This is a genomic window from Paraburkholderia sp. (assembly GCF_050742655.1).
Taxonomy (GTDB): Bacteria; Pseudomonadota; Gammaproteobacteria; order Burkholderiales; family Burkholderiaceae; genus Paraburkholderia.
The window spans coordinates 1-17,462 of record NZ_JBOIGG010000019.1; the positions used below are offsets into that span (position 1 = coordinate 1).

At 63.5% G+C, this 17,462-nt stretch carries 16 protein-coding genes; 12 read left to right on the top strand and 4 right to left on the bottom strand.

All coding sequences use genetic code 11. From position 1 onward, the window contains the following. Positions 1–127: 127 nt before the first annotated feature. Both hpnI and ACREXZ_RS24000 read left to right on the top strand, forming a co-directional pair. Positions 128–1,363, top strand: a complete 1,236-nt coding sequence (gene hpnI / locus ACREXZ_RS23995; protein WP_431766612.1) for a bacteriohopanetetrol glucosamine biosynthesis glycosyltransferase HpnI — start codon at positions 128–130, stop codon at positions 1,361–1,363. Between the two features lie 56 nt (positions 1,364–1,419). Further along, positions 1,420–2,460: a lysylphosphatidylglycerol synthase domain-containing protein gene (locus ACREXZ_RS24000; protein WP_431766613.1), complete on the top strand. Its 1,041-nt coding sequence runs from the start codon at positions 1,420–1,422 to the stop codon at positions 2,458–2,460. Between the two features lie 137 nt (positions 2,461–2,597). On the opposite strand, the gene ACREXZ_RS24005 is transcribed toward ACREXZ_RS24000, so the two are convergent. Both ACREXZ_RS24005 and ACREXZ_RS24010 read right to left on the bottom strand, forming a co-directional pair. Further along, on the bottom strand, positions 2,598–3,236 hold the full coding sequence (locus tag ACREXZ_RS24005) for a LysE family translocator (protein ID WP_431766614.1): 639 nt from the start codon (positions 3,234–3,236) through the stop codon (positions 2,598–2,600). Positions 3,237–3,434: 198 nt separating this feature from the next. After that, the gene (locus tag ACREXZ_RS24010) at positions 3,435–5,381 is read right to left on the bottom strand and encodes an AI-2E family transporter (RefSeq protein ID WP_431766615.1); all 1,947 of its coding nucleotides are present in this window, start codon (positions 5,379–5,381) and stop codon (positions 3,435–3,437) included. Positions 5,382–5,784: 403 nt separating this feature from the next. Here ACREXZ_RS24010 and ACREXZ_RS24015 point away from each other — a divergent pair, with 403 nt between their 5' ends. Continuing rightward, positions 5,785–6,219, top strand: coding sequence for a GNAT family N-acetyltransferase (locus tag ACREXZ_RS24015; RefSeq protein WP_431766616.1), 435 nt, complete (start codon positions 5,785–5,787; stop codon positions 6,217–6,219). Between the two features lie 248 nt (positions 6,220–6,467). Here ACREXZ_RS24015 and ACREXZ_RS24020 read toward each other — a convergent pair whose 3' ends face one another. Beyond that, a complete protein-coding gene (locus tag ACREXZ_RS24020; RefSeq protein WP_431766617.1) occupies positions 6,468–6,908 on the bottom strand; it encodes a hypothetical protein in 441 nt (146 codons plus the stop codon). 286 nt (positions 6,909–7,194) lie between these two features. Here ACREXZ_RS24020 and ACREXZ_RS24025 point away from each other — a divergent pair, with 286 nt between their 5' ends. Continuing rightward, positions 7,195–7,482 (top strand): hypothetical protein, encoded by a 288-nt coding sequence (locus tag ACREXZ_RS24025; protein WP_431766618.1) that lies wholly within the window; start codon positions 7,195–7,197, stop codon positions 7,480–7,482. A 97-nt stretch (positions 7,483–7,579) separates the two neighbouring features. On the opposite strand, the gene ACREXZ_RS24030 is transcribed toward ACREXZ_RS24025, so the two are convergent. Next, positions 7,580–8,293: a GNAT family N-acetyltransferase gene (locus ACREXZ_RS24030; RefSeq protein ID WP_431766619.1), complete on the bottom strand. Its 714-nt coding sequence runs from the start codon at positions 8,291–8,293 to the stop codon at positions 7,580–7,582. 123 nt (positions 8,294–8,416) lie between these two features. On the opposite strand from ACREXZ_RS24030, the gene ACREXZ_RS24035 reads away from it, so the two are divergent. From ACREXZ_RS24035 to ACREXZ_RS24070, 8 genes are all read left to right on the top strand, one after another. Further along, positions 8,417–9,379: a GlxA family transcriptional regulator gene (locus ACREXZ_RS24035; protein WP_431766620.1), complete on the top strand. Its 963-nt coding sequence runs from the start codon at positions 8,417–8,419 to the stop codon at positions 9,377–9,379. A gap of 339 nt (positions 9,380–9,718) precedes the next feature. After that, complete coding sequence (locus ACREXZ_RS24040; protein WP_431766621.1) at positions 9,719–11,146, top strand: GH1 family beta-glucosidase; 1,428 nt, start codon at positions 9,719–9,721, stop codon at positions 11,144–11,146. 61 nt (positions 11,147–11,207) lie between these two features. Beyond that, the gene (locus ACREXZ_RS24045; RefSeq protein WP_431766622.1) at positions 11,208–12,446 is read left to right on the top strand and encodes an ABC transporter substrate-binding protein; all 1,239 of its coding nucleotides are present in this window, start codon (positions 11,208–11,210) and stop codon (positions 12,444–12,446) included. An 8-nt stretch (positions 12,447–12,454) separates the two neighbouring features. Then, entirely contained in the window at positions 12,455–13,387 is a 933-nt protein-coding gene (locus tag ACREXZ_RS24050; RefSeq protein WP_431766623.1) for a carbohydrate ABC transporter permease, read from the top strand. After that, positions 13,384–14,334: a carbohydrate ABC transporter permease gene (locus ACREXZ_RS24055; protein WP_431766624.1), complete on the top strand. Its 951-nt coding sequence runs from the start codon at positions 13,384–13,386 to the stop codon at positions 14,332–14,334. The genes ACREXZ_RS24050 and ACREXZ_RS24055 overlap by 4 nt, the downstream gene beginning before the upstream one ends. A gap of 8 nt (positions 14,335–14,342) precedes the next feature. Continuing rightward, positions 14,343–15,464: an ABC transporter ATP-binding protein gene (locus ACREXZ_RS24060; RefSeq protein ID WP_431766625.1), complete on the top strand. Its 1,122-nt coding sequence runs from the start codon at positions 14,343–14,345 to the stop codon at positions 15,462–15,464. Between the two features lie 41 nt (positions 15,465–15,505). Beyond that, positions 15,506–16,564 (top strand): LacI family DNA-binding transcriptional regulator, encoded by a 1,059-nt coding sequence (locus ACREXZ_RS24065; RefSeq protein WP_431766626.1) that lies wholly within the window; start codon positions 15,506–15,508, stop codon positions 16,562–16,564. A gap of 123 nt (positions 16,565–16,687) precedes the next feature. Continuing rightward, positions 16,688–17,452: a class I SAM-dependent methyltransferase gene (locus tag ACREXZ_RS24070; protein ID WP_431766627.1), complete on the top strand. Its 765-nt coding sequence runs from the start codon at positions 16,688–16,690 to the stop codon at positions 17,450–17,452. Positions 17,453–17,462: the final 10 nt, after the last annotated feature.

Consider the following 17,462-nt stretch of genomic DNA (forward strand, 5'->3'; position numbering starts at 1 on the left):
TTCCGGCCGTCGAAGATCTGGGAGATCGTGCGCGAGATGCTCACGAGCTGGGAGATGATGAAGCGGCGCCTGCGCGAAGGCGTCGAGTTCTTCCGCTTCCTGCGCGCGCACGAGGCATGATCGCGCGATGAAATACGCGGCGTGGCTTGCGTGCCTGGCCGGTCTTCTGTTCGCAAGCGGACTGATCGCTTTCGAAGGGTTGCTGAATGGTGTCCATCTGCTGGTCGAGGGGCTCGCCTTCGTTTGCGGAGTAGGGACTGTGCTCGGTATCGTGTACACGGTGCTGGCCAGTGTCTTCGTCCGGCGTTTTTTTGCGCGCAGCCCTGCAGAGCCCTCGAGTTTTCCCGCCGTCACCGTCGTCAAGCCGCTGCATGGCGACGAGTGGACCTTGCTCGGCAACCTGTCGAGTTTTTGCCAGCAGGACTATCCTGGGCCCGTGCAATTCCTGTTCGGCGTGCACAGTTCGGAAGATCCGGCGCTGCATACCGTCGAGGAACTGAAGCGTCTTTATCCCGAAGCTCACATTACGGTGGTGGCCGATGCGCGTTTATACGGCCCCAACCGCAAGATGAGCAATATCCTCAATATGCTGCCCGAAGCGCAGCACGATGTGCTGGTGTTCGCCGACAGCGACGTCAGCGTGGGTTCGACCTATCTGCGTAATGTGATCGGCGAGCTGCAGAAACCCGGCGTGGGTCTCGTCACGTGCGTGTATCGCGGCACGCCCGATCCGGGTTTCTGGCCGCGCCTGTCGGCGAAGGCGATCAACTACCAGTTTTTGCCCGGCGTGCTGACGGGACTCGCGTTCGGCATGGCACGTCCGTGTTTCGGCCAGACCATCGCGATGCGACGCGAAACGCTCGAGAAGATCGGCGGGTTCGGACAGTTCGTGCACCACCTCGCCGAAGATCATGCGATCGGCGAAGCGGTACGCATGATCGGCGAGAAGGTCGTCGTTCCTCCCTTTGCGGTATCGCACGCGTGCGTGGAGACGAGCGCGGCCAGGCTGATCGCGCATGAATTGCGCTGGAGCCGCACCATTCGCACAGTCGATCCGGTGGGCCACCTGGGCTCCGCACTCATCCATCCGTTTCCCTTCGCCGTGCTCACGCTGCTGTTTTCAGGCGGCGCGACGTGGGCCTGGCTGTTCGCGCTGGTGGCGCTGATCGCGCGGCTCGCCTTGAAACTGCAGTCCGATCGCGTATTGCAACAACCGTATCGTGATCTGTGGCTGTTGCCGTTGTGGGATATCGTGTCGTTTTCGATCTTCGTGGCGAGCTATTTTTCGACGCGGGTGATCTGGCGGGGCTATAGCTTCACGGTGGACAGCGACGGCTTGCTGACGCCAGTTCAAGGCGAGTAACGGGTCATGCAGATTTTTCCGGAAGACTACGCATGCCGGCGGCGAATGGGGCCGACATGACGAAACATCTGGGTCGCATTGCTGCGCTCGCGGGTCTGGTTGCATCGCTGTGGCTGGTTCTGCACGACAACCCGGGCGCCGTACTCGGGCTGATGCGTTCAGCCGGAGCAGGGCTGGTACTGGCCGGTCTGGTTCACGTGCTGCCGATGCTGGCAAACGCGCGCGACTGGCAGACCTTGATCCGCGGGGCGAGGCGGCCGGATCTCATCGGTATGTTGCGTCTGGTCTGGATTCGCGAATCGGTGAACAGCATGCTGCCAGTAGCGCGTATCGGCGGCGAGGTGGTGTCGTTTCGACTGATGCGGCGGCATGGACTGCGCGGTTCCACCGCGGCCGCGAGCCTCGTCGTCGACATGCAGCTCACGCTGATCAGCCAGTTGATGTTCACGATGGGCGGCATCGGCTTCCTGTTCGCGCACGCGGCCTCCGGCACGCTGCGGCTCGCCGCCGATCTGGCGTGGGGTATCGTGGCGCTCACGCCGTTGCTGGTGCTGTTTGCGCTGGTACAGCACGCGAGTCCGTTCGAACGTCTCACGCGGATGCTCAACCACGCGACCAGCGGCAAGCTGGCCACGCTCGTCGGTCAATCCGCGCAGATCGACCAGGCCATCAAACTGATCTGGCGCCGCCGCGGAGTGGTGTTGCGCTATCTGTTCTTCTGGCAGCCGGTGCAGTGCCTCGCGACCGCGCTGGAAATCTGGGTGGCGCTGTTTTTCCTCGGCGTGCACGTGAGCTTTGTCGAAGCCGTCGTGATCGAGTCGCTGATCCAGGCGGTGAGTAGCGCGGCCTTTTTCGTCCCGGGCGGCCTCGGTGTGCAGGAAGGCGGTTTTATCCTGATCGGCGGCGCGCTGGGACTCGATCCGGCCACCTGTCTCGCGCTCGCAGGCGCTCGCCGCATCCGCGATCTGCTGATCTTCGTACCAGGCCTGTTCGCATGGCAGTTTGCCGAATCTTCCGACCGGATGCACACCGGGCTCGCGAGGGTCTTGTCGGCGATAACGCTGACGAACCGTCGCGGGGACGCGGAAAAGTCCTGAGCAGGACGAGTTCCGGTGCCGCGGCCACCACGGCTCGCTGCACCCGTAGTCCAGCGAGCCGCGGTGGCCGCCTCGCGCGATGCCCCGCACCAAAGAAATTTTCCCGATGCGGGTGTCAATGGGCGCGCGCCCGTCCGCTAGATCCCCCGCCGGAATGCCGTGAACATCAGCCGCAGACCGAGCGCCGCAATTGCCGTCGCGGCCGCGCGGTCCACCCACGCTTTCGACGCGAGGTACAGCTCGCGCGGCCGGCGGCTCGAAAAGCACAGCGCGACGATCGTGTACCAGCCGGCCTCGATCGTGAACACCGCGGGCGGCAGCACGACGTAGCACCACATCGGCGGATGCTGCGGCAACAGCGCAGCGAAGATGCTGCCGTAGACGATCGCCGTCTTCGGGTTACTCAACTGCGTGCTCAGGCCGAGCCACAGCGACCGGCGCAGATTGCCGCTGCCGACCGACCCGATGCCGTTCACCGCGAGCGGCACGGTCGCGCCGCGCCAGATCCGCACCGCGAGGTAGACGAGGTACAGACCGCCGGCGATCTTCAGCCCCGCATACAGCCAGCTGACCGCTTCCAGCAGCGTGTACAGACCAACCAGCGCGACGCACGCGAAGCAGACCCCGCCGATCCCCATACCGACCGCGCTCGCGAGTCCATCGCGTCGCGAGACGCCGATCGCGTTGCGCGCGACGACGATGAAGCTGGGGCCGGGGCTCATCGCGCCGAGCATCAGCGCGGCGAGGATGGCGACGATAGCGGTAGCGGCATTCACAGGCGTTCTCCGGGGGTTCAACGAAGGTCGGGAAGGGTGCCTGCGAACTTATCATGCTTGCGCAGTCGGCGGCGCATGGGCCGTCGACTGCGTGAGATCCGTATGAAGCTCGTATCAGGCCCGGACGATCCGCTCGCTACGACCCGTCGCGACCGGAGCGGCGGGGCGCGGCGCTTTTTCGCTGCACTGTGAGCGCCGTCATGACGTAGACGAAACCGCCGCGGCCGCCGATGCCGCTCCACCGGCGAGCAGGCACAGCCCGACGAGATCGCGAAACGTCGCGGCGCCACGCGCATCGCTGCCTACCGCTTCGCCCGACGGATTCTCGGTCGGTCCGCCGATACCGAGGATCAGCGTCGCGGATGGCGCGCGTTCGTGTACGCGCCGCAGCAGATTGCGAAGGTAGAGCGGCGCTTCGGCGGCATCGAGCGTGAGCACGCAGACCACCGCGGCATCGCTGGGTGCTTTCGCGTCGCCCTGGCTCTTGCGAAACTGCTCGTAGCTCGCGGCGACCGGCGCCATCCCGAAGCGCGCGAGCAACTGGACGGCAATCGCGACCGCCACTTCGTCAAATGCGCCGCGTCCCGAGACGCACAGCACGGCCTTGCCGCGCGCGGGCGCGATCAGTGTCGCGAGATCGGCCATGCGTTCGGGCGCGCGTTCGGACGATGAACCGGCCGGCACGGCGCTCAGCGCTGCCGCGCCCGTATGCAATGCACCGGCCATTTCGGTGCGCAGGCGCTCGTCCGGTGCGCCGTCGATGTCCTCCATGTTCTCGACGATGTCGAGCAGGTGCTCGTTCATCCGCGCAAGCTGCTCCGGCGAAAACACACCGCGCAACGTGTCGTTGCGCGCGAGCCGCAAGCCTTCGCGCGCGACGTCGTCGTAGTAGTCGATCAGCGGCAGATCGCGCAGCAACCGCTCGGCCTGATCGATTGCCTCGTGCGGGTCGTCTGCGAGCAGGCGCTGGTAAAAAGTTTGTGCGGGCGTGAGCGCCGGCTGGTCGCCAAGCAGCACGGCGATGAACTTCAGCCGGTCCGCGTAGCGGCCGAGCGTGACGAGACACAGCGTGAGCGGCGTCGACAGCACGAGGCCGATCGGCCCCCACAGCCAGCTCCAGAAGATCGCCGCAACCACCACCGCGAGCGGCGACAGCCCTGAGCGATGACCGTACAGCAACGGCTCGACGATCTGCCCCGCGACCACGTCGACCACGACGAACAGGATCAGCGTGCAGACCCCCATCGTCCATTGCGGCTGGATCGCGGCGGCGAGAATCGTCGCGAGGATCGCGGCGATCCACGTGCCGATGTACGGCACGAAACGCAGCAGCGCGGTCAGCACGCCGAACAGCAGTGCGCCCGGCACGCCGATGATCGCAAGACCGATCGAAATCACCGCGCCCGTGCCGAGATTCACGCCGAGCTGCGCGACGAAGTAGCGGCTCAGCCGGGTCGCGGCATCGTTGATCGCGGTCGTCGTGCGATGCAGGTCGCGCGAGCCGAACAGCCGGATCAGCCGGTCGCGCAGATCCTCGCGTTGCAGCAGGATGAAGATCGTCACGACGAGCACGATGAACATCGTTTCGAGCGGCCCGACGACCGGCGAGAACACACGCTGCGTCAACTGCAGCGGCGACGGCATCGGCTCGTGCACCTCCACCGGCAACGGTGCTGCAGCGCTTGGCCGCTGCGATCGACCGGATTCGTGCGGTGGCCGTGTGGGGGCGACGCGCTGCAGGGCGGAAGCGGCGCGAGTCAGCAACGCATCGGCGCGCCCGACGGTTTTTTCCTGCACCGTCTGCACCTTTTCTTCGATCGCCTCCTGGTACTGCGGCAGCGCGCCCGCGAGCTGCGCGATCTGCGCACCGATCAGCGTGCTGACGGCGAGCAGTGCGACGAGCGCGGTCAACACCGCGACGAAGATCGATGGCAACGGGCCGAAGCGCAGCCGCCGCAATACACCGACGAGCGGCGCGAGCAGAAAACTGAGCAATACCGCGAGGGTGATCGGCATCAGCACCGCGCGGCCAAAATACAACCCGCACACGACGACGACGGTGGTGATCACCGTCGTCAGGCCGTGGACGCCTGGTGTGCCTGCGGGAAAAACACGGGTCGGCGGGGACGGTCTTTGTGGAGCCATGGAAACGACCTGATGAAAAGCGACAACCTGTTGGGCCTGGTCGGGTGCTGCACGATGCGTGCTGCCGGATTCGCTCGGCTGAATCCGCAGGAAACGCGCCCGACGGGGGCTTTTGCATGGCGGCAGCGATGTGGCCGCGGTCATGCAGATTTCGTGACGTTATCAAAAAACGCGGACTGTACGCGAATCGGCGCTGCTGCGTGAGTGACACACAGGCCTGATCGATGTGCTACGCGCGCACGGGCACGCGATGTTCGCGCGAGTGATAGCAGCGATCGCGGACCAGGTTGTGCACGCAGCGCTCGCAGCATCGCATCACGGCCGGAGCCGACGTAAAATCCCCGCTGCATCGCGCGCCGCTTTCCTTATCCTCCCTTCCACGAACGCGCGACCGGAGAGGTGCATGGTACACACCGCATTGCGGATCTCGAACGATCCGCGCGAACTCGACCTCGATCTCGTCTACACATTTCTGCGCGAAGAAACGCCGTGGGCGAAGGGCCTACCGCGCGCGACCTTCGAGCGCTCGATCGAAAACTCGCTGTGCTTTGGCGCGTATGTCGGCGATGCGCAGGCCGGTTTCGCGCGCGTCGTCACCGACCGCGCGACCTTCGCCTATCTGTGCGACGTGTTCGTGCTGCCCGCCTACCGGTCGCGCGGTTATGCGAATGCGCTCGTGAAGCACATCGTCGAGTGCGACGCGTTACAGGGACTGCGGCGCTTCATGCTCGTCACCAGCGATGCACATCACGTGTATCGCCCGTTCGGTTTCGAAGCGCCCACGCACCCCGAGAGGATCATGGAGCGGCACGCTCCCGCGATCTACAGCGCATCGTAAGTGCACATCGCGGATACCGCCGATGGGCTCAATGAACAGTTTCGACTCGTCACGGAAGGGCGGCGTACGGTGTCGTTTGCGGCGACGCCTGGGTGAATGGTCTGCGGGGTTGGATTCATGCGGAAGGAAAACACGCAGGCCCGGAAAGACGGTCGTGCGTTCATGACGGAGTTTCAACGAGGCAGCCACCGGAAATGGCAGCATGGGCGTTCGGTTCTTCTACGATCCGCAGCGGTTCTCTTGGGCCATCAGATCCCGCGCCGACGTATCGCCAGGATCGCGAGCAACGCGAGCACGATTGCCGACACGATCGCAAAAACGAGACTGGATGTGCGACCTAAAGAATCTCCGCCCAGCAGAACGCTCAGTGGCCCGTTGCCCGACGAATAGTTTTGCAATCCGGTCGCCAGTAAAAATAATCCGAGTGCCGTCGTATAAAGCCGCGACCAGCGACCTCCGCGCATTAGCGAATATGCGCTCACCCATGTGATAACCAGCACCGAGACAAGAAATACTGTGCGAATGGAATTCATCGGCGTCGAGAAGGAGATCATGAGTGCCGGGCTCAGATGGTCATTGCTCATCACAACGCAGATCGTAAGGATAAAAGCGAAGATCCATTCGCATACGGCGATACACACGATCGACACTACTTCCCAGGTCTCTGTCTTTCCGGGAGACAGTTTCATGAACGCTCCTTGAGGCATTTGTATTTTCGTTGCACCAACCGGGCCAACGCATAGCCCTTTAAGTTGAGATCCTCCCACCTGCACGAAGAATACAAGATGCTCGCTCAATGCGACCATCGCTTACCCACTCACCCGTGAAAAACAACCCTGCACTCCAGCGTGACATAGGGTCGATTTCCCATGCGCGGTTGCGTCGATAACGTAGGGCTATTCGCTGGCGCGTCCCACTGAAGTGCCGCAGCGAATAAACAGGGCGGCCTGCCGTCCATTGCTCACGGAGAACATCATGCTCGAGAATCTGCTGACCGCCGCGAGAAAACTGGACCCGCAACATAGCCTGGACCCGACGCCTGCATTGGCAACCGCAGCCACCCAACTGTACGAAACGGCACAGCGAGCGGGTGCAGCGGAAACTTCGGATCTCAATGCGGTGAAAACGGAAATTCTCCAGATCGTCGATTCGGTCGAGGGAGGACTCAAGGGCTCGGCGCAGGAAGTGCGTACCGTCTCGACCCTTACCTCAAACTCGCGGTGGACGCGGGATACAACCTCGTCAATGCCGACGTGCGACTGAAGTTCGCTTACTTCGTGATCGCCATCGTCAGGGAAGGATTCGCCGGGAAGAGCACAGGCGGCGCTCCCTCCGGTCGGTAACCCTTGTGAGGCCCGAATCACGCCTTCACCACATCCACCACCGTAAGCCGCATCTGCCGCCGCTCGACAAACCCCATCTTCCGATAGATCGCAATCGCGCCCTCGTTCGACGCAAGCACATGCAGGAACGGCGTCTCGCCGCGTGCGCAGATCGCTGCGATCAACAGTCTCATCAGCCCGACCGCGTGACCTTGTCCGCGAAACGCGGGGTCCACGCAGACCGCGCTGATCTCGGTATAGCCGTCGAGTCTTATACGCTCGCCGGCCATCGCTGCGAGCTTGCCCTGCTTGCGCACACCGATATAGTTGCCGAGTTCGATCGTGCGCGGCCCAAACGGACCAGGCTGCGTTGCAGCGGTCAGCGCGAGCATGTCGGGCACGTCGCGCTCGACGAGCCTCACGTGCTCCCATGCGGTCTGCTCGGGCTCGCGTTGCCAGATCATTTGCAGCAACGCCGCGTGTCGAACGACGGAGAATTCGGAAGGAAGCGTGACTTCGTCCGGCGTCGTCAACGCAGCCGGACCTTGTTCGCTAATCAGCAGACGCAACGCGTCGAAGGATTCAGAACTGGAATCGGCGAGCGCGGCAAACGGGCCCGCTGAAGCCAGAAGCCGCACCGCTCGATCGTTCCCGACCGCAAAGCGGGCCTGCTTACCAGTCAGCGCATTCCATACGGCCTTGTCCAGCGGATGCCCGCCGTCGATCACTTTTTTTGCTACTACTTCAGACATTGCCCGCTCCTGCGAATTGAAGGTTCGGCCCATGCACCCGCACGACCGCATTGCTTCGCAGTCTAGACGTTGCATCGCCCCCGGACTATAGTCGCAAATGACATTATTGGAGTCATTTGCGACATGCGGCTGGCTATCCTCGCGCTCGACGGCGCATTCGACACAGGCGTCACGGTGCTGCTCGACACCTTCTCGACGGCCAACGAACTGGCCGCCGCGCAGGGGTTCGCTTCACCGCCGTTCGACGTGACGCTCATCGGCGTGCGCAGACGCATCCGTACCGCACTCGGATTCTCCACGCCGGTCGAACCGGCGAGCAGCGTCCATCAGCCCGACTGGGTGGTGGTCCCGGCGCTCAATGCCAAACAGCCGGAGCGTCTGATCGAGGCGCTGGAACGGCGCGACGTCCGCGACGCGATGGCGCACCTCCGCACATGGCATGCCGATGGTGTCGGCATCGCGGCGGCGTGTATCGGTACCTTCGTGCTCGCCGAAGCCGGGCTCCTCGATCAAGGCGAGGCAACCACGACGTGGTCGCTGGCGCCGTTTTTTCGGCAACGCTACCCGGCGGTCAAACTCGACGATTCACGCATGCTCGTCGCGTCGGGTCGCGTCGTGACAGCGGGCGCGATGATGGGCCATCTCGACCTCGCGCTCTGGCTGCTGCGGCAAAGCAGTCCCGAACTCGCCGCGCTCGTCGCGCGCTTCATGCTCATCGACAAGCGTTCGTCGCAGGCCGCGTACATCATCCCGGATCATCTCGCGCACGCCGACCCGTTGATCGCCCAATTCGAGCGATGGGCACGCGCCAATCTCTCTCGCGGGTTTTCGCTTCAGGACGCGGCGAGCGCACTCGCCGTCGGGACGCGCACATTGCAGCGTCGTACCGAGGCCGTGCTCGGCAAGTCGCCGCTCGCGTTCTTTCAGGACCTGCGGATCGAACGGGCACAGCACCTCGTGTCGATCGGCTATGACCTCGAGAAAATCGCGAGCGAGGTCGGCTATGCAGACCCGGCGACCTTGCGGACCTTGTTGCGCCGAAGGCTCGGTCGCGGCGTGCGCGAACTCCGGGCCGAAATGCGCTAGCACCATGACGACGGGTTCGCATTGCTTCACGAATGGGAATAGAAGGACCTCGCTCGCGAAGGCCCAATTAGTGGACGGCAGCGGATACGCTTTGACTGACGATCGGCGGCAAACGCGTGCCGACCTCCGCCAGACCCACCTCACCGGGCAGTCCGACGGACCGCATTCCGCCCGCCCGGCTCCCTATCCAGACAAACCCTGATTGATGCGTCGAATTCGCCGCTGCTATCGTTGACCGTCTTTGTGGAAGCGCTTCCACTTCGAAGCTACTTCAACGCCCGACCGCGTCATCCGTTGCCGTATGCGATGACGTTTCCACGACTTCGCCCAGGAGCACCCGTGGCACACGACGCAACCGCTTTCCCCGCAGAATCTCCCGTCGGCACGCAGGCCGCTTCACATGCCGACCCACACGCCGATCCCTTCACACCGTCCGCCGACTCCGTGCTGTGGCGCAAGGACTTTCTGCTCGGTGCGGCGACCGCTGCCTATCAGATCGAAGGCGCGATCCACGAGGACGGCCGCTTGCCGTCGATCTGGGACACGTTCTCCGCGACGCCCGGCAAGACACTCGCCGGCGACACCGGCGCGGTCGCATGCGATCACTATCATCGCTGGCAAGGCGACTTCGATCTGCTGACGCAGCTGAACTTCGAGGCGTACCGTCTTTCGACCGCATGGCCGCGTGTGATGGACGAAGCCGGGCGGCCGAATACGAAAGGGCTCGACTTCTACAAGCGGCTGCTCGACCGTCTGAAGGAGAAGGGGCTGAAGACATACGTCACGCTGTATCACTGGGACTTGCCGCAGCATCTGGAAGATCGCGGCGGCTGGTTGAATCGCGACACCGCGTACCGCTTCGCCGATTACGCGGACCTGATGAGCCGCGAACTCTCGGGTCGGGTCGACGCGTGGATGACGCTGAACGAGCCGTGGTGCTCCGCGTATCTCGGCTATGCCGAGGGCCGTCACGCACCGGGTCTCACGAACGGCCGCTACGCAACACAGGCCATGCACCACCTGCTGCTCGGGCACGGTCTCGCGATGCCGGTGCTGCGCGCGAACGATCCGCAGTCGCAGAAGGGCATCGTCGCGAACGTCGGCCGTGGCACGACGAATTTGTCGAGCGCGGCGGATCGGCGCGCCGCGCATCTGTTCGAGGTGCAGCACAACGCATGGATTCTCGATCCGCTGCTGAAGGGCGAATATCCGGAGGACCTGTTCGAGTTGTGGCCCGGCACCGAACCGCTCGTGCTACCCGGCGATCTGCGCGCGATCTCCGCGCCGCTCGATTTCCTCGGCATCAACTACTACTTCCGCACGAACGTCGTGAGCGACGGCGCGCACGGCTTCACCGAAGTACCGCTCGAAGGCGTCGAGCGCACGCAGATGGGTTGGGAAGTCAACCCGGACGGTCTGCGCGATCTGCTGATCGGCTTTCACCAGACCTATGACAACCTGCCGCCGATCTACATCACCGAAAACGGCATGGCGTCTGATGATGCAGTCGTCAACTGCGGCGTCGACGATGCGCAGCGCATCGCGTTCCTGAAGCGCCATCTCGCGGCCGTCGATGCGGCCGTGAAGGCGGGCGTCGACATCCGCGGCTATTTCGTGTGGTCGCTGCTGGACAACTTCGAATGGTCGTATGGCTACGAACGCCGCTTCGGTGTCGTCCATGTCGACTACGATACGCAGAAGCGCACCATCAAACGCAGCGCCGAACTGATCGCGAAGTTCCTCGCAGAGCGCCGCGCTCGCCCCTGAGCCGGTTCAACAGTTGGGATGTCGATCTGATAATCCGGCGCACAAGCCTGGAGGAGACGGAATGAACGGTAGAAGAACATTCGTCCGCGCGATCGTCGCGGCACTCGCGCTGCATGGCATCGTGGCGCATGCAGACCCGTTGAAGGCGACCGTGATCCACTGGTGGACCTCGGGCGGCGAATCGGCGGCGATCCGCCAGTTCGCCGATGCGTACAACAAGGCAGGTGGCCTGTGGGTCGACAACGCGATCGCCGGCGCCGACCAGGCGCGCGCGACGGCGATCAACCGCATCGTCGGCGGAGATCCACCCACCGCCGCGCAGTTCAACACGTCGAAGCAGTTTCACGACCTGATCGATCAGGGTCTGTTGAACAACATCGATCCGGTCGCGACGAAGGAAAACTGGAACGCGATCTTCCCGCAGTCGATTCTCGACAGCATCAAGTCGAACGGCCATTTCTACGCGGCACCGGTCGACATCCACATGCAGAGCTGGTTCTTCTATTCGAAGCCGGCGTTTCAGAAGGCCGGCATTGCGCGTGAGCCGCAAACCTTCGACGAACTGTTCACCGACCTCGACAAGCTGAAGGCCGCAGGCCTGATTCCGCTCGCGCTCGGCGGCCAGGCGTGGCAGGAAAAGATCACGTTCGACGCGGTGTTCGCGGATGTCGGCGGCACGGATCTGTACCTGAAGGTGTATCGCGATCGCGATGCGAACGCAGTGAAGTCGGCGGCGTTCAAGAACGTGCTGACCACCTTCAAGCGTCTGCACAACTACGTCGATCCGGGTTCGCCGGGGCGTAACTGGAACGACGCGACCGCGCTCGTCATCTCGGGCAAGGCCGGCGTGCAGATCATGGGCGACTGGGCGAAGGGCGAGTTCTCGGCGGCGCATCAGGTGGCGGGCAAGGACTTCGGCTGCTTCCCGGGCTTCGGTCCGCATTCGCCGTACATGGTCGCGGGCGACGTGTTCGTGTTCCCGAAGACCGACAACGCGAACGCGGTGAAGGCGCAGCAACTGCTCGCGACCGTGATGACGTCGCCGGCCGCGCAGGTCGCGTTCAGCGCGCGCAAGGGTTCGATTCCGATCCGGCCCGACGTCGATGCGAGCAGCCTCGACATCTGCGCGAAGGAAGGCATGGAAATCATGAAAGACAAGTCGCGTCAGTTGCCTAACCCCGAAATGCTGATTCCGCCCGACCTGCAGGGTGCGCTGATCGACGTGATCACGAACTTCTGGAACAAGAACCAGTCGGTCGACGACGCGCAAAAGGCCTTCGCCAGCGCGTTGAAGAGCTGAGCCGCGCGATGTCGACAGCCTCGATCCCGCTGCGCCGTCCACCGAGGCTGCGCAAACCGCCACCTGGCCGGCGCGTGTCGTGGGCCGCGTGGGGCGCGCTGTTGCCGATGGTGGTGACGGTGCTGTTCGCGTACCTCGGCACGATGCTATGGACGGCGCGCGTGTCGATGAGCTTTTCGCGCACGTTCCCGTCCGGCGGCTTTGCGGGTGTCACGCAGTACGTGCGGCTGTTTCAGAACGACCGCTGGCTCGTGTCGCTGCAGAACATCGTCGTGTACGGCGCGTGCTTCATCGTCGCGTGCATCATGATCGGGCTATTGCTCGCGATCTTCATCGACCAGCGCGTCGCCGCCGAAGGCGCGCTGCGCACAGTGTTCCTGTATCCGTACGCGATGTCGTTCGTCGCGACCGGCCTCGTGTGGCAGTGGATTCTCAATCCGGAACTGGGCGTGCAGCAGGTGCTGCACCGGCTCGGCTTCGAGCACGCGCGCTTCGACTGGATCGTCAGTCAGGACTTCGTGATCTACACGCTCGTGATCGCGACCGTGTGGCAGGCGTCCGGGCTCGTGATGGCGCTGCTGCTCGCGGGCCTGCGCGGTATCGACGACGAACTGTGGAAAGCCGCGCGCATCGATGGCATTCCGCGCTGGCGTGTGTACATGAGCATCGTCATCCCGATGCTCGGGCCGTCGATGTCCACCGCGTTCGTGCTGCTGTTCGTGATGGTCGTGAAGCTGTACGACGCGGTCGTCGCGATGACGCAGGGCGGTCCAGGCACCGCGAGCGAAGTGCCGGCGAAGTTCATCATGGACTACCTGTTCGGCCGCGCGAACATCGGCCTCGCGTCGGCGGCCTCGATCGTGCTGCTCGCCACCGTGCTCGCGATCCTCGCGCCGATTTTCTACGCGCGTAGCCGCGCAGCCTTGCGGAAGGATGTTTGATGAGCGCTTCACCGCCTTCTTTTTCGTCGTCCGAATCGACCGTGCCGTCTGCCGCGCAGGAGCACGTGCAAGGTCGTCGCCGTTCGCGTCGCCGCTCACGCTTCACGCCCGCGCGCGCCGGCGTGTACGGCTTCCTGTTGATCGCCGCGCTGTTCTTCCTGCTGCCGCTCTACGTGATGCTCGTCACGTCGGTCAAACCGATGACCGAAATCCGCCTCGGCAACCTGCTCGCGCTACCCGTGCATTTCACGCTCGACCCGTGGCGCGACGCGTGGCAGTCCGCGTGCACGGGGCTCGACTGCAACGGCATTCGCGTCGGCTTCTGGAACTCGGTGCGCATCGTCGTGCCGAGCACGATCGTGTCGATCCTGATCGGCGCGGTCAACGGCTATGCGCTGTCGTTCTGGCGTCCGCGCGGCGCGGGCGTGCTGTTCGCCGTGCTGCTGATGGGCGCGTTCATTCCGGTGCAGGTGATGGTGTACCCACTCGTGCGTTTGCTGGCCAGCGTGCATCTGTTCAGCTCGCTGCCAGGCATCGTGCTCATTCACACGATCTTCGGAATGCCGGTGATGACGCTGCTGTTCCGCAATTACTACGCGTCGATTCCGCTCGAACTGTTCAAGGCTGCGCGCATTGACGGCGGCGGCTTCTGGCGCATCTTCGTGCAACTGATGCTGCCGATGTCGACGCCGATTATCGTCGTCGCGCTGATCATGCAGGTGACCGGCATCTGGAACGACTTCATTCTCGGCCTCGTCTTTGCCGGCACGAAGAACCTGCCGATGACGGTGCAGTTGAACAACATCATCAACACGACCACTGGCGAGCGTCTGTACAACGTCAACATGGCGGCCACCATTCTTACGTCGATGGTGCCGCTCGCGATCTACTTCATTTCGGGGCGCTGGTTCGTACGCGGCATCGCTTCGGGCGCAGTCAAGGGATAGGGATAGGCATGGGCAACGTAGCGAACGTCTCGATCCGCAACCTGAAGATCCAGCTCGGGGCGAACACGGTCATCGACACACTCGATCTCGACGTGCAGGCAGGCGAATTCGTCGTGCTGCTCGGACCGTCGGGCTGCGGCAAGTCGACGCTGCTGCACAGCATCGCCGGGCTGATCGACGTAACGGACGGCAGCATCGAGATCGGAGGCGAGGACATGACATGGGCCGATCCGAAGGACCGCGGGATCGCGCTGGTGTTCCAGTCGTATGCGCTGTACCCGACGATGAGCGTCGAGCGCAATCTGTCGTTCGCGTTGCGCATCAACGGCACGCCGAAAGCGGAGATCGAGCGGCGCGTGAACCGCGCATCGGAGATGCTGCAACTCGGGCCGCTGCTCCGGCGCAAGCCGGCGCAGCTGTCGGGCGGCCAGCGGCAGCGTGTCGCGATTGGCCGTGCGATCGTGCGCGAGGCGGACGTGTTCCTGTTCGACGAGCCGCTGTCGAATCTCGACGCGAAGCTGCGCACCGAACTGCGCCGCGAACTCAAGCAACTGCATCAGCGGCTCGGCGCAACGATGATCTACGTGACGCACGACCAGGTCGAGGCGATGACGCTCGCGACGCGGATGGCCGTGATGCGCGGCGGCGTGATCCAGCAGTTCGGCACGCCCGCCGACGTCTACGCGCGACCCGACAACCTGTTTGTCGCGACGTTTCTCGGTTCGCCGGCGATGAATCTGCTGCAGGGACGGCTGCAACGCGATGGTGAGCGCGTGCGCTTTAGTACGCCGCAACTCGATCTCGACGTGTCCGCTTATCGCTTCGTGCGCGAGCCCACGGCGGCGGACGTGCCTTGTGTGCTCGGCGTGCGGGCGGAAGACGTGCACATCGGTTCGCGCGACGCGATGAATGGGAACGCGAACGGCCACGCGAACGGCCACACGCAGGGCACAGTGACCCTCGTTGAACCGATGGGTAATCATCGGGTCGTGTGGCTCGATTATCATGGCGTGCAGATTGCGTCGATCGATCAGGACAAGACGCCGGTCGCGGAAGGCGACACGGTGGCGTTCTCACTCGGCGACGCGCATATTTCGCTGTTCGACGAAGGGAGCGGCGCGCGCCTGTAGCGCGTCGCACGGCGGCGGGCAGCCTTCTCGGGGGAGACGGTGTGGCAACGCTGAAAGACGTGGCGCAACGCGCGGGGGTCGGGCTTTCCACGGCATCGCGTGCGATCTCAGGCAAGGGCCCAGTGTCGGCCGATGCGGCCGCGCGCGTGCACGCCGCGATCGCCGAGCTGAACTTCCGGCCGTCGTCGATCGGCCGCGCGATGGCGACGCGCTCGCTCGGCATCATCGGCATCTTCGTGCCGACCTTCTTCGGCTCGTACTACGGCACTATCCTCAAGCAGACGGACACGGAAACGCGCGACGTGAATCGTCACGTCGTCGTCGCGACCGGCTGTGGCGAGTCGTCGCCGCGTGAGCAGGCGATCGAAGCGGTACGCTTCCTGATCGATCGCGACTGCGATGGCGTTGTCGTGATGAGCCATGATCTGCACGACGAAGACCTGATCATGCTGCACGCGCTGCACCCGAAAATGGTGTTCCTGAACCGCGCGTTCGACCAGCTTCCCGAAGCGTCGTTCTGCGCGGACCATTGGCTCGGAGGCGAACTGGCCGCGCGCACGCTGCTCGATGCGGGCCATCGCGAGATCGCGGTGATCGCGGGCCCATCGAGTTCATCGGACAACCTGATCCGGCTCGGCGGTTTCTTTGCGGAACTCGAGCGCGCGGACATCTCGCGCGACGAGGTCACGATGATCGAGTCGGACTTCTCGCAGGAAGGCGGCTATCGCGCGATGCAGCAGTTGCTCGCGATGAACCAGCCATTTACCGGCCTGTTTTGCGCCAACGATTCGATGGCGGTGAGTGCGCTCTCGTGCCTGCAACGAGCGGGGCTGTCGGTGCCTGGCGACGTGTCGGTGATTGGCTACGACGACGACTATTCGACGCCGTACACGGCGCCCGCGCTGACGTCGGTGCACATCCCGACGCTCGAACTCACGCGCAACGCGGTGCGCTGGCTGCTGAACCAGTGCTATGGCACGGCGAGCGAAATCGAGCGCGAGTTTCCGGTCACGGTGACGATGCGCGATTCGGTCGGCGCGCCGCATCCGGATGCTTCTCGCAACTTCGCGGTGCGGACTGTGGAACGTCGTGACGTGTGAGGACATAGACGATGCTCTCGCCAGGGCCGGGGAACGGCTGAACGGCCGTAAAGAGACGGTCCAGCAACGTATAGATCATCGACAATCCGAACGTCCATTCGCTTCCAGGTGAACTCACTCGCCATGAATACTCCAACGGATAGCTTTTACGACAGCCTGGCGTCTTCCTATCACTTGATTTTCGACGATTGGGAAAGAGCTATATCGCGTCAGAGTGTTGTTCTCGCGCAGCTTCTGCCGTCTCCCGAAAAGACAGGGACAGTCCTCGACTGCGCCTGCGGGATCGGGACACAAGCGTTGGGGCTTGCTCGGGTGGGATACGATGTTGAGGGCACAGACTTGTCCAGGCTCGAAGTCCAGCGTGCATCCAGGGAGGCCGCTGTTCGAGGGCTCAGCATTCCGTTTCGCGTTGACGACATGCGGATTCTTGCCACCTGTGAATCAGGACAATACGGCGCCACAATCGCGTTGGATAACGCCGTCCCGCATCTCGATAGCGACGATGAAGTGGCTCAAGCTTTCAACGCCATGCGCAGATGTCTGCGTCCTGGCGGGAGAGTTCTTGTCAGCTTGCGCGACTACGGCAAGCTGATGGTCGAAAGGCCTGGTGGAACGCCCCCGATGATGTTCATGGATAACGGTCTGCGGCGCATCGTTCATCAAGTATGGGATTGGCATGACGAGCGACGGTACACCGTTCATCTTTTTATTACTCGTGCCATGAGCGACGGCAACTGGCAGTCATATCACTTTGTTGGTCGCTACCGGGCTATCACTCCGAAGGAGGTAGCGAATCACATGCGGAACGTTGGACTCGAGAACGTCCAGATTCTTTTACCGGACGTTACCGGTTACTACCAACCTGTCGTGGCTGCCACTGCTACGTAGTCGCGACGCC

Excerpts from the sequence above, each read along its gene's own strand:
- hpnI (WP_431766612.1), top strand. The coding sequence starts at position 128 with ATGAAATACGCGGCGTGGCTTGCGTGCCTGGCCGGTCTTCTGTTCGCA.
- ACREXZ_RS24000 (WP_431766613.1), top strand. The coding sequence starts at position 1,420 with ATGACGAAACATCTGGGTCGCATTGCTGCGCTCGCGGGTCTGGTTGCA.
- ACREXZ_RS24010 (WP_431766615.1), bottom strand. The coding sequence starts at position 5,381 with ATGGCTCCACAAAGACCGTCCCCGCCGACCCGTGTTTTTCCCGCAGGC.
- ACREXZ_RS24015 (WP_431766616.1), top strand. The coding sequence starts at position 5,785 with ATGGTACACACCGCATTGCGGATCTCGAACGATCCGCGCGAACTCGAC.
- ACREXZ_RS24020 (WP_431766617.1), bottom strand. The coding sequence starts at position 6,908 with ATGAAACTGTCTCCCGGAAAGACAGAGACCTGGGAAGTAGTGTCGATC.
- ACREXZ_RS24025 (WP_431766618.1), top strand. The coding sequence starts at position 7,195 with ATGCTCGAGAATCTGCTGACCGCCGCGAGAAAACTGGACCCGCAACAT.
- ACREXZ_RS24030 (WP_431766619.1), bottom strand. The coding sequence starts at position 8,293 with ATGTCTGAAGTAGTAGCAAAAAAAGTGATCGACGGCGGGCATCCGCTG.
- ACREXZ_RS24035 (WP_431766620.1), top strand. The coding sequence starts at position 8,417 with ATGCGGCTGGCTATCCTCGCGCTCGACGGCGCATTCGACACAGGCGTC.
- ACREXZ_RS24045 (WP_431766622.1), top strand. The coding sequence starts at position 11,208 with ATGAACGGTAGAAGAACATTCGTCCGCGCGATCGTCGCGGCACTCGCG.
- ACREXZ_RS24050 (WP_431766623.1), top strand. The coding sequence starts at position 12,455 with ATGTCGACAGCCTCGATCCCGCTGCGCCGTCCACCGAGGCTGCGCAAA.
- ACREXZ_RS24060 (WP_431766625.1), top strand. The coding sequence starts at position 14,343 with ATGGGCAACGTAGCGAACGTCTCGATCCGCAACCTGAAGATCCAGCTC.
- ACREXZ_RS24070 (WP_431766627.1), top strand. The coding sequence starts at position 16,688 with ATGAATACTCCAACGGATAGCTTTTACGACAGCCTGGCGTCTTCCTAT.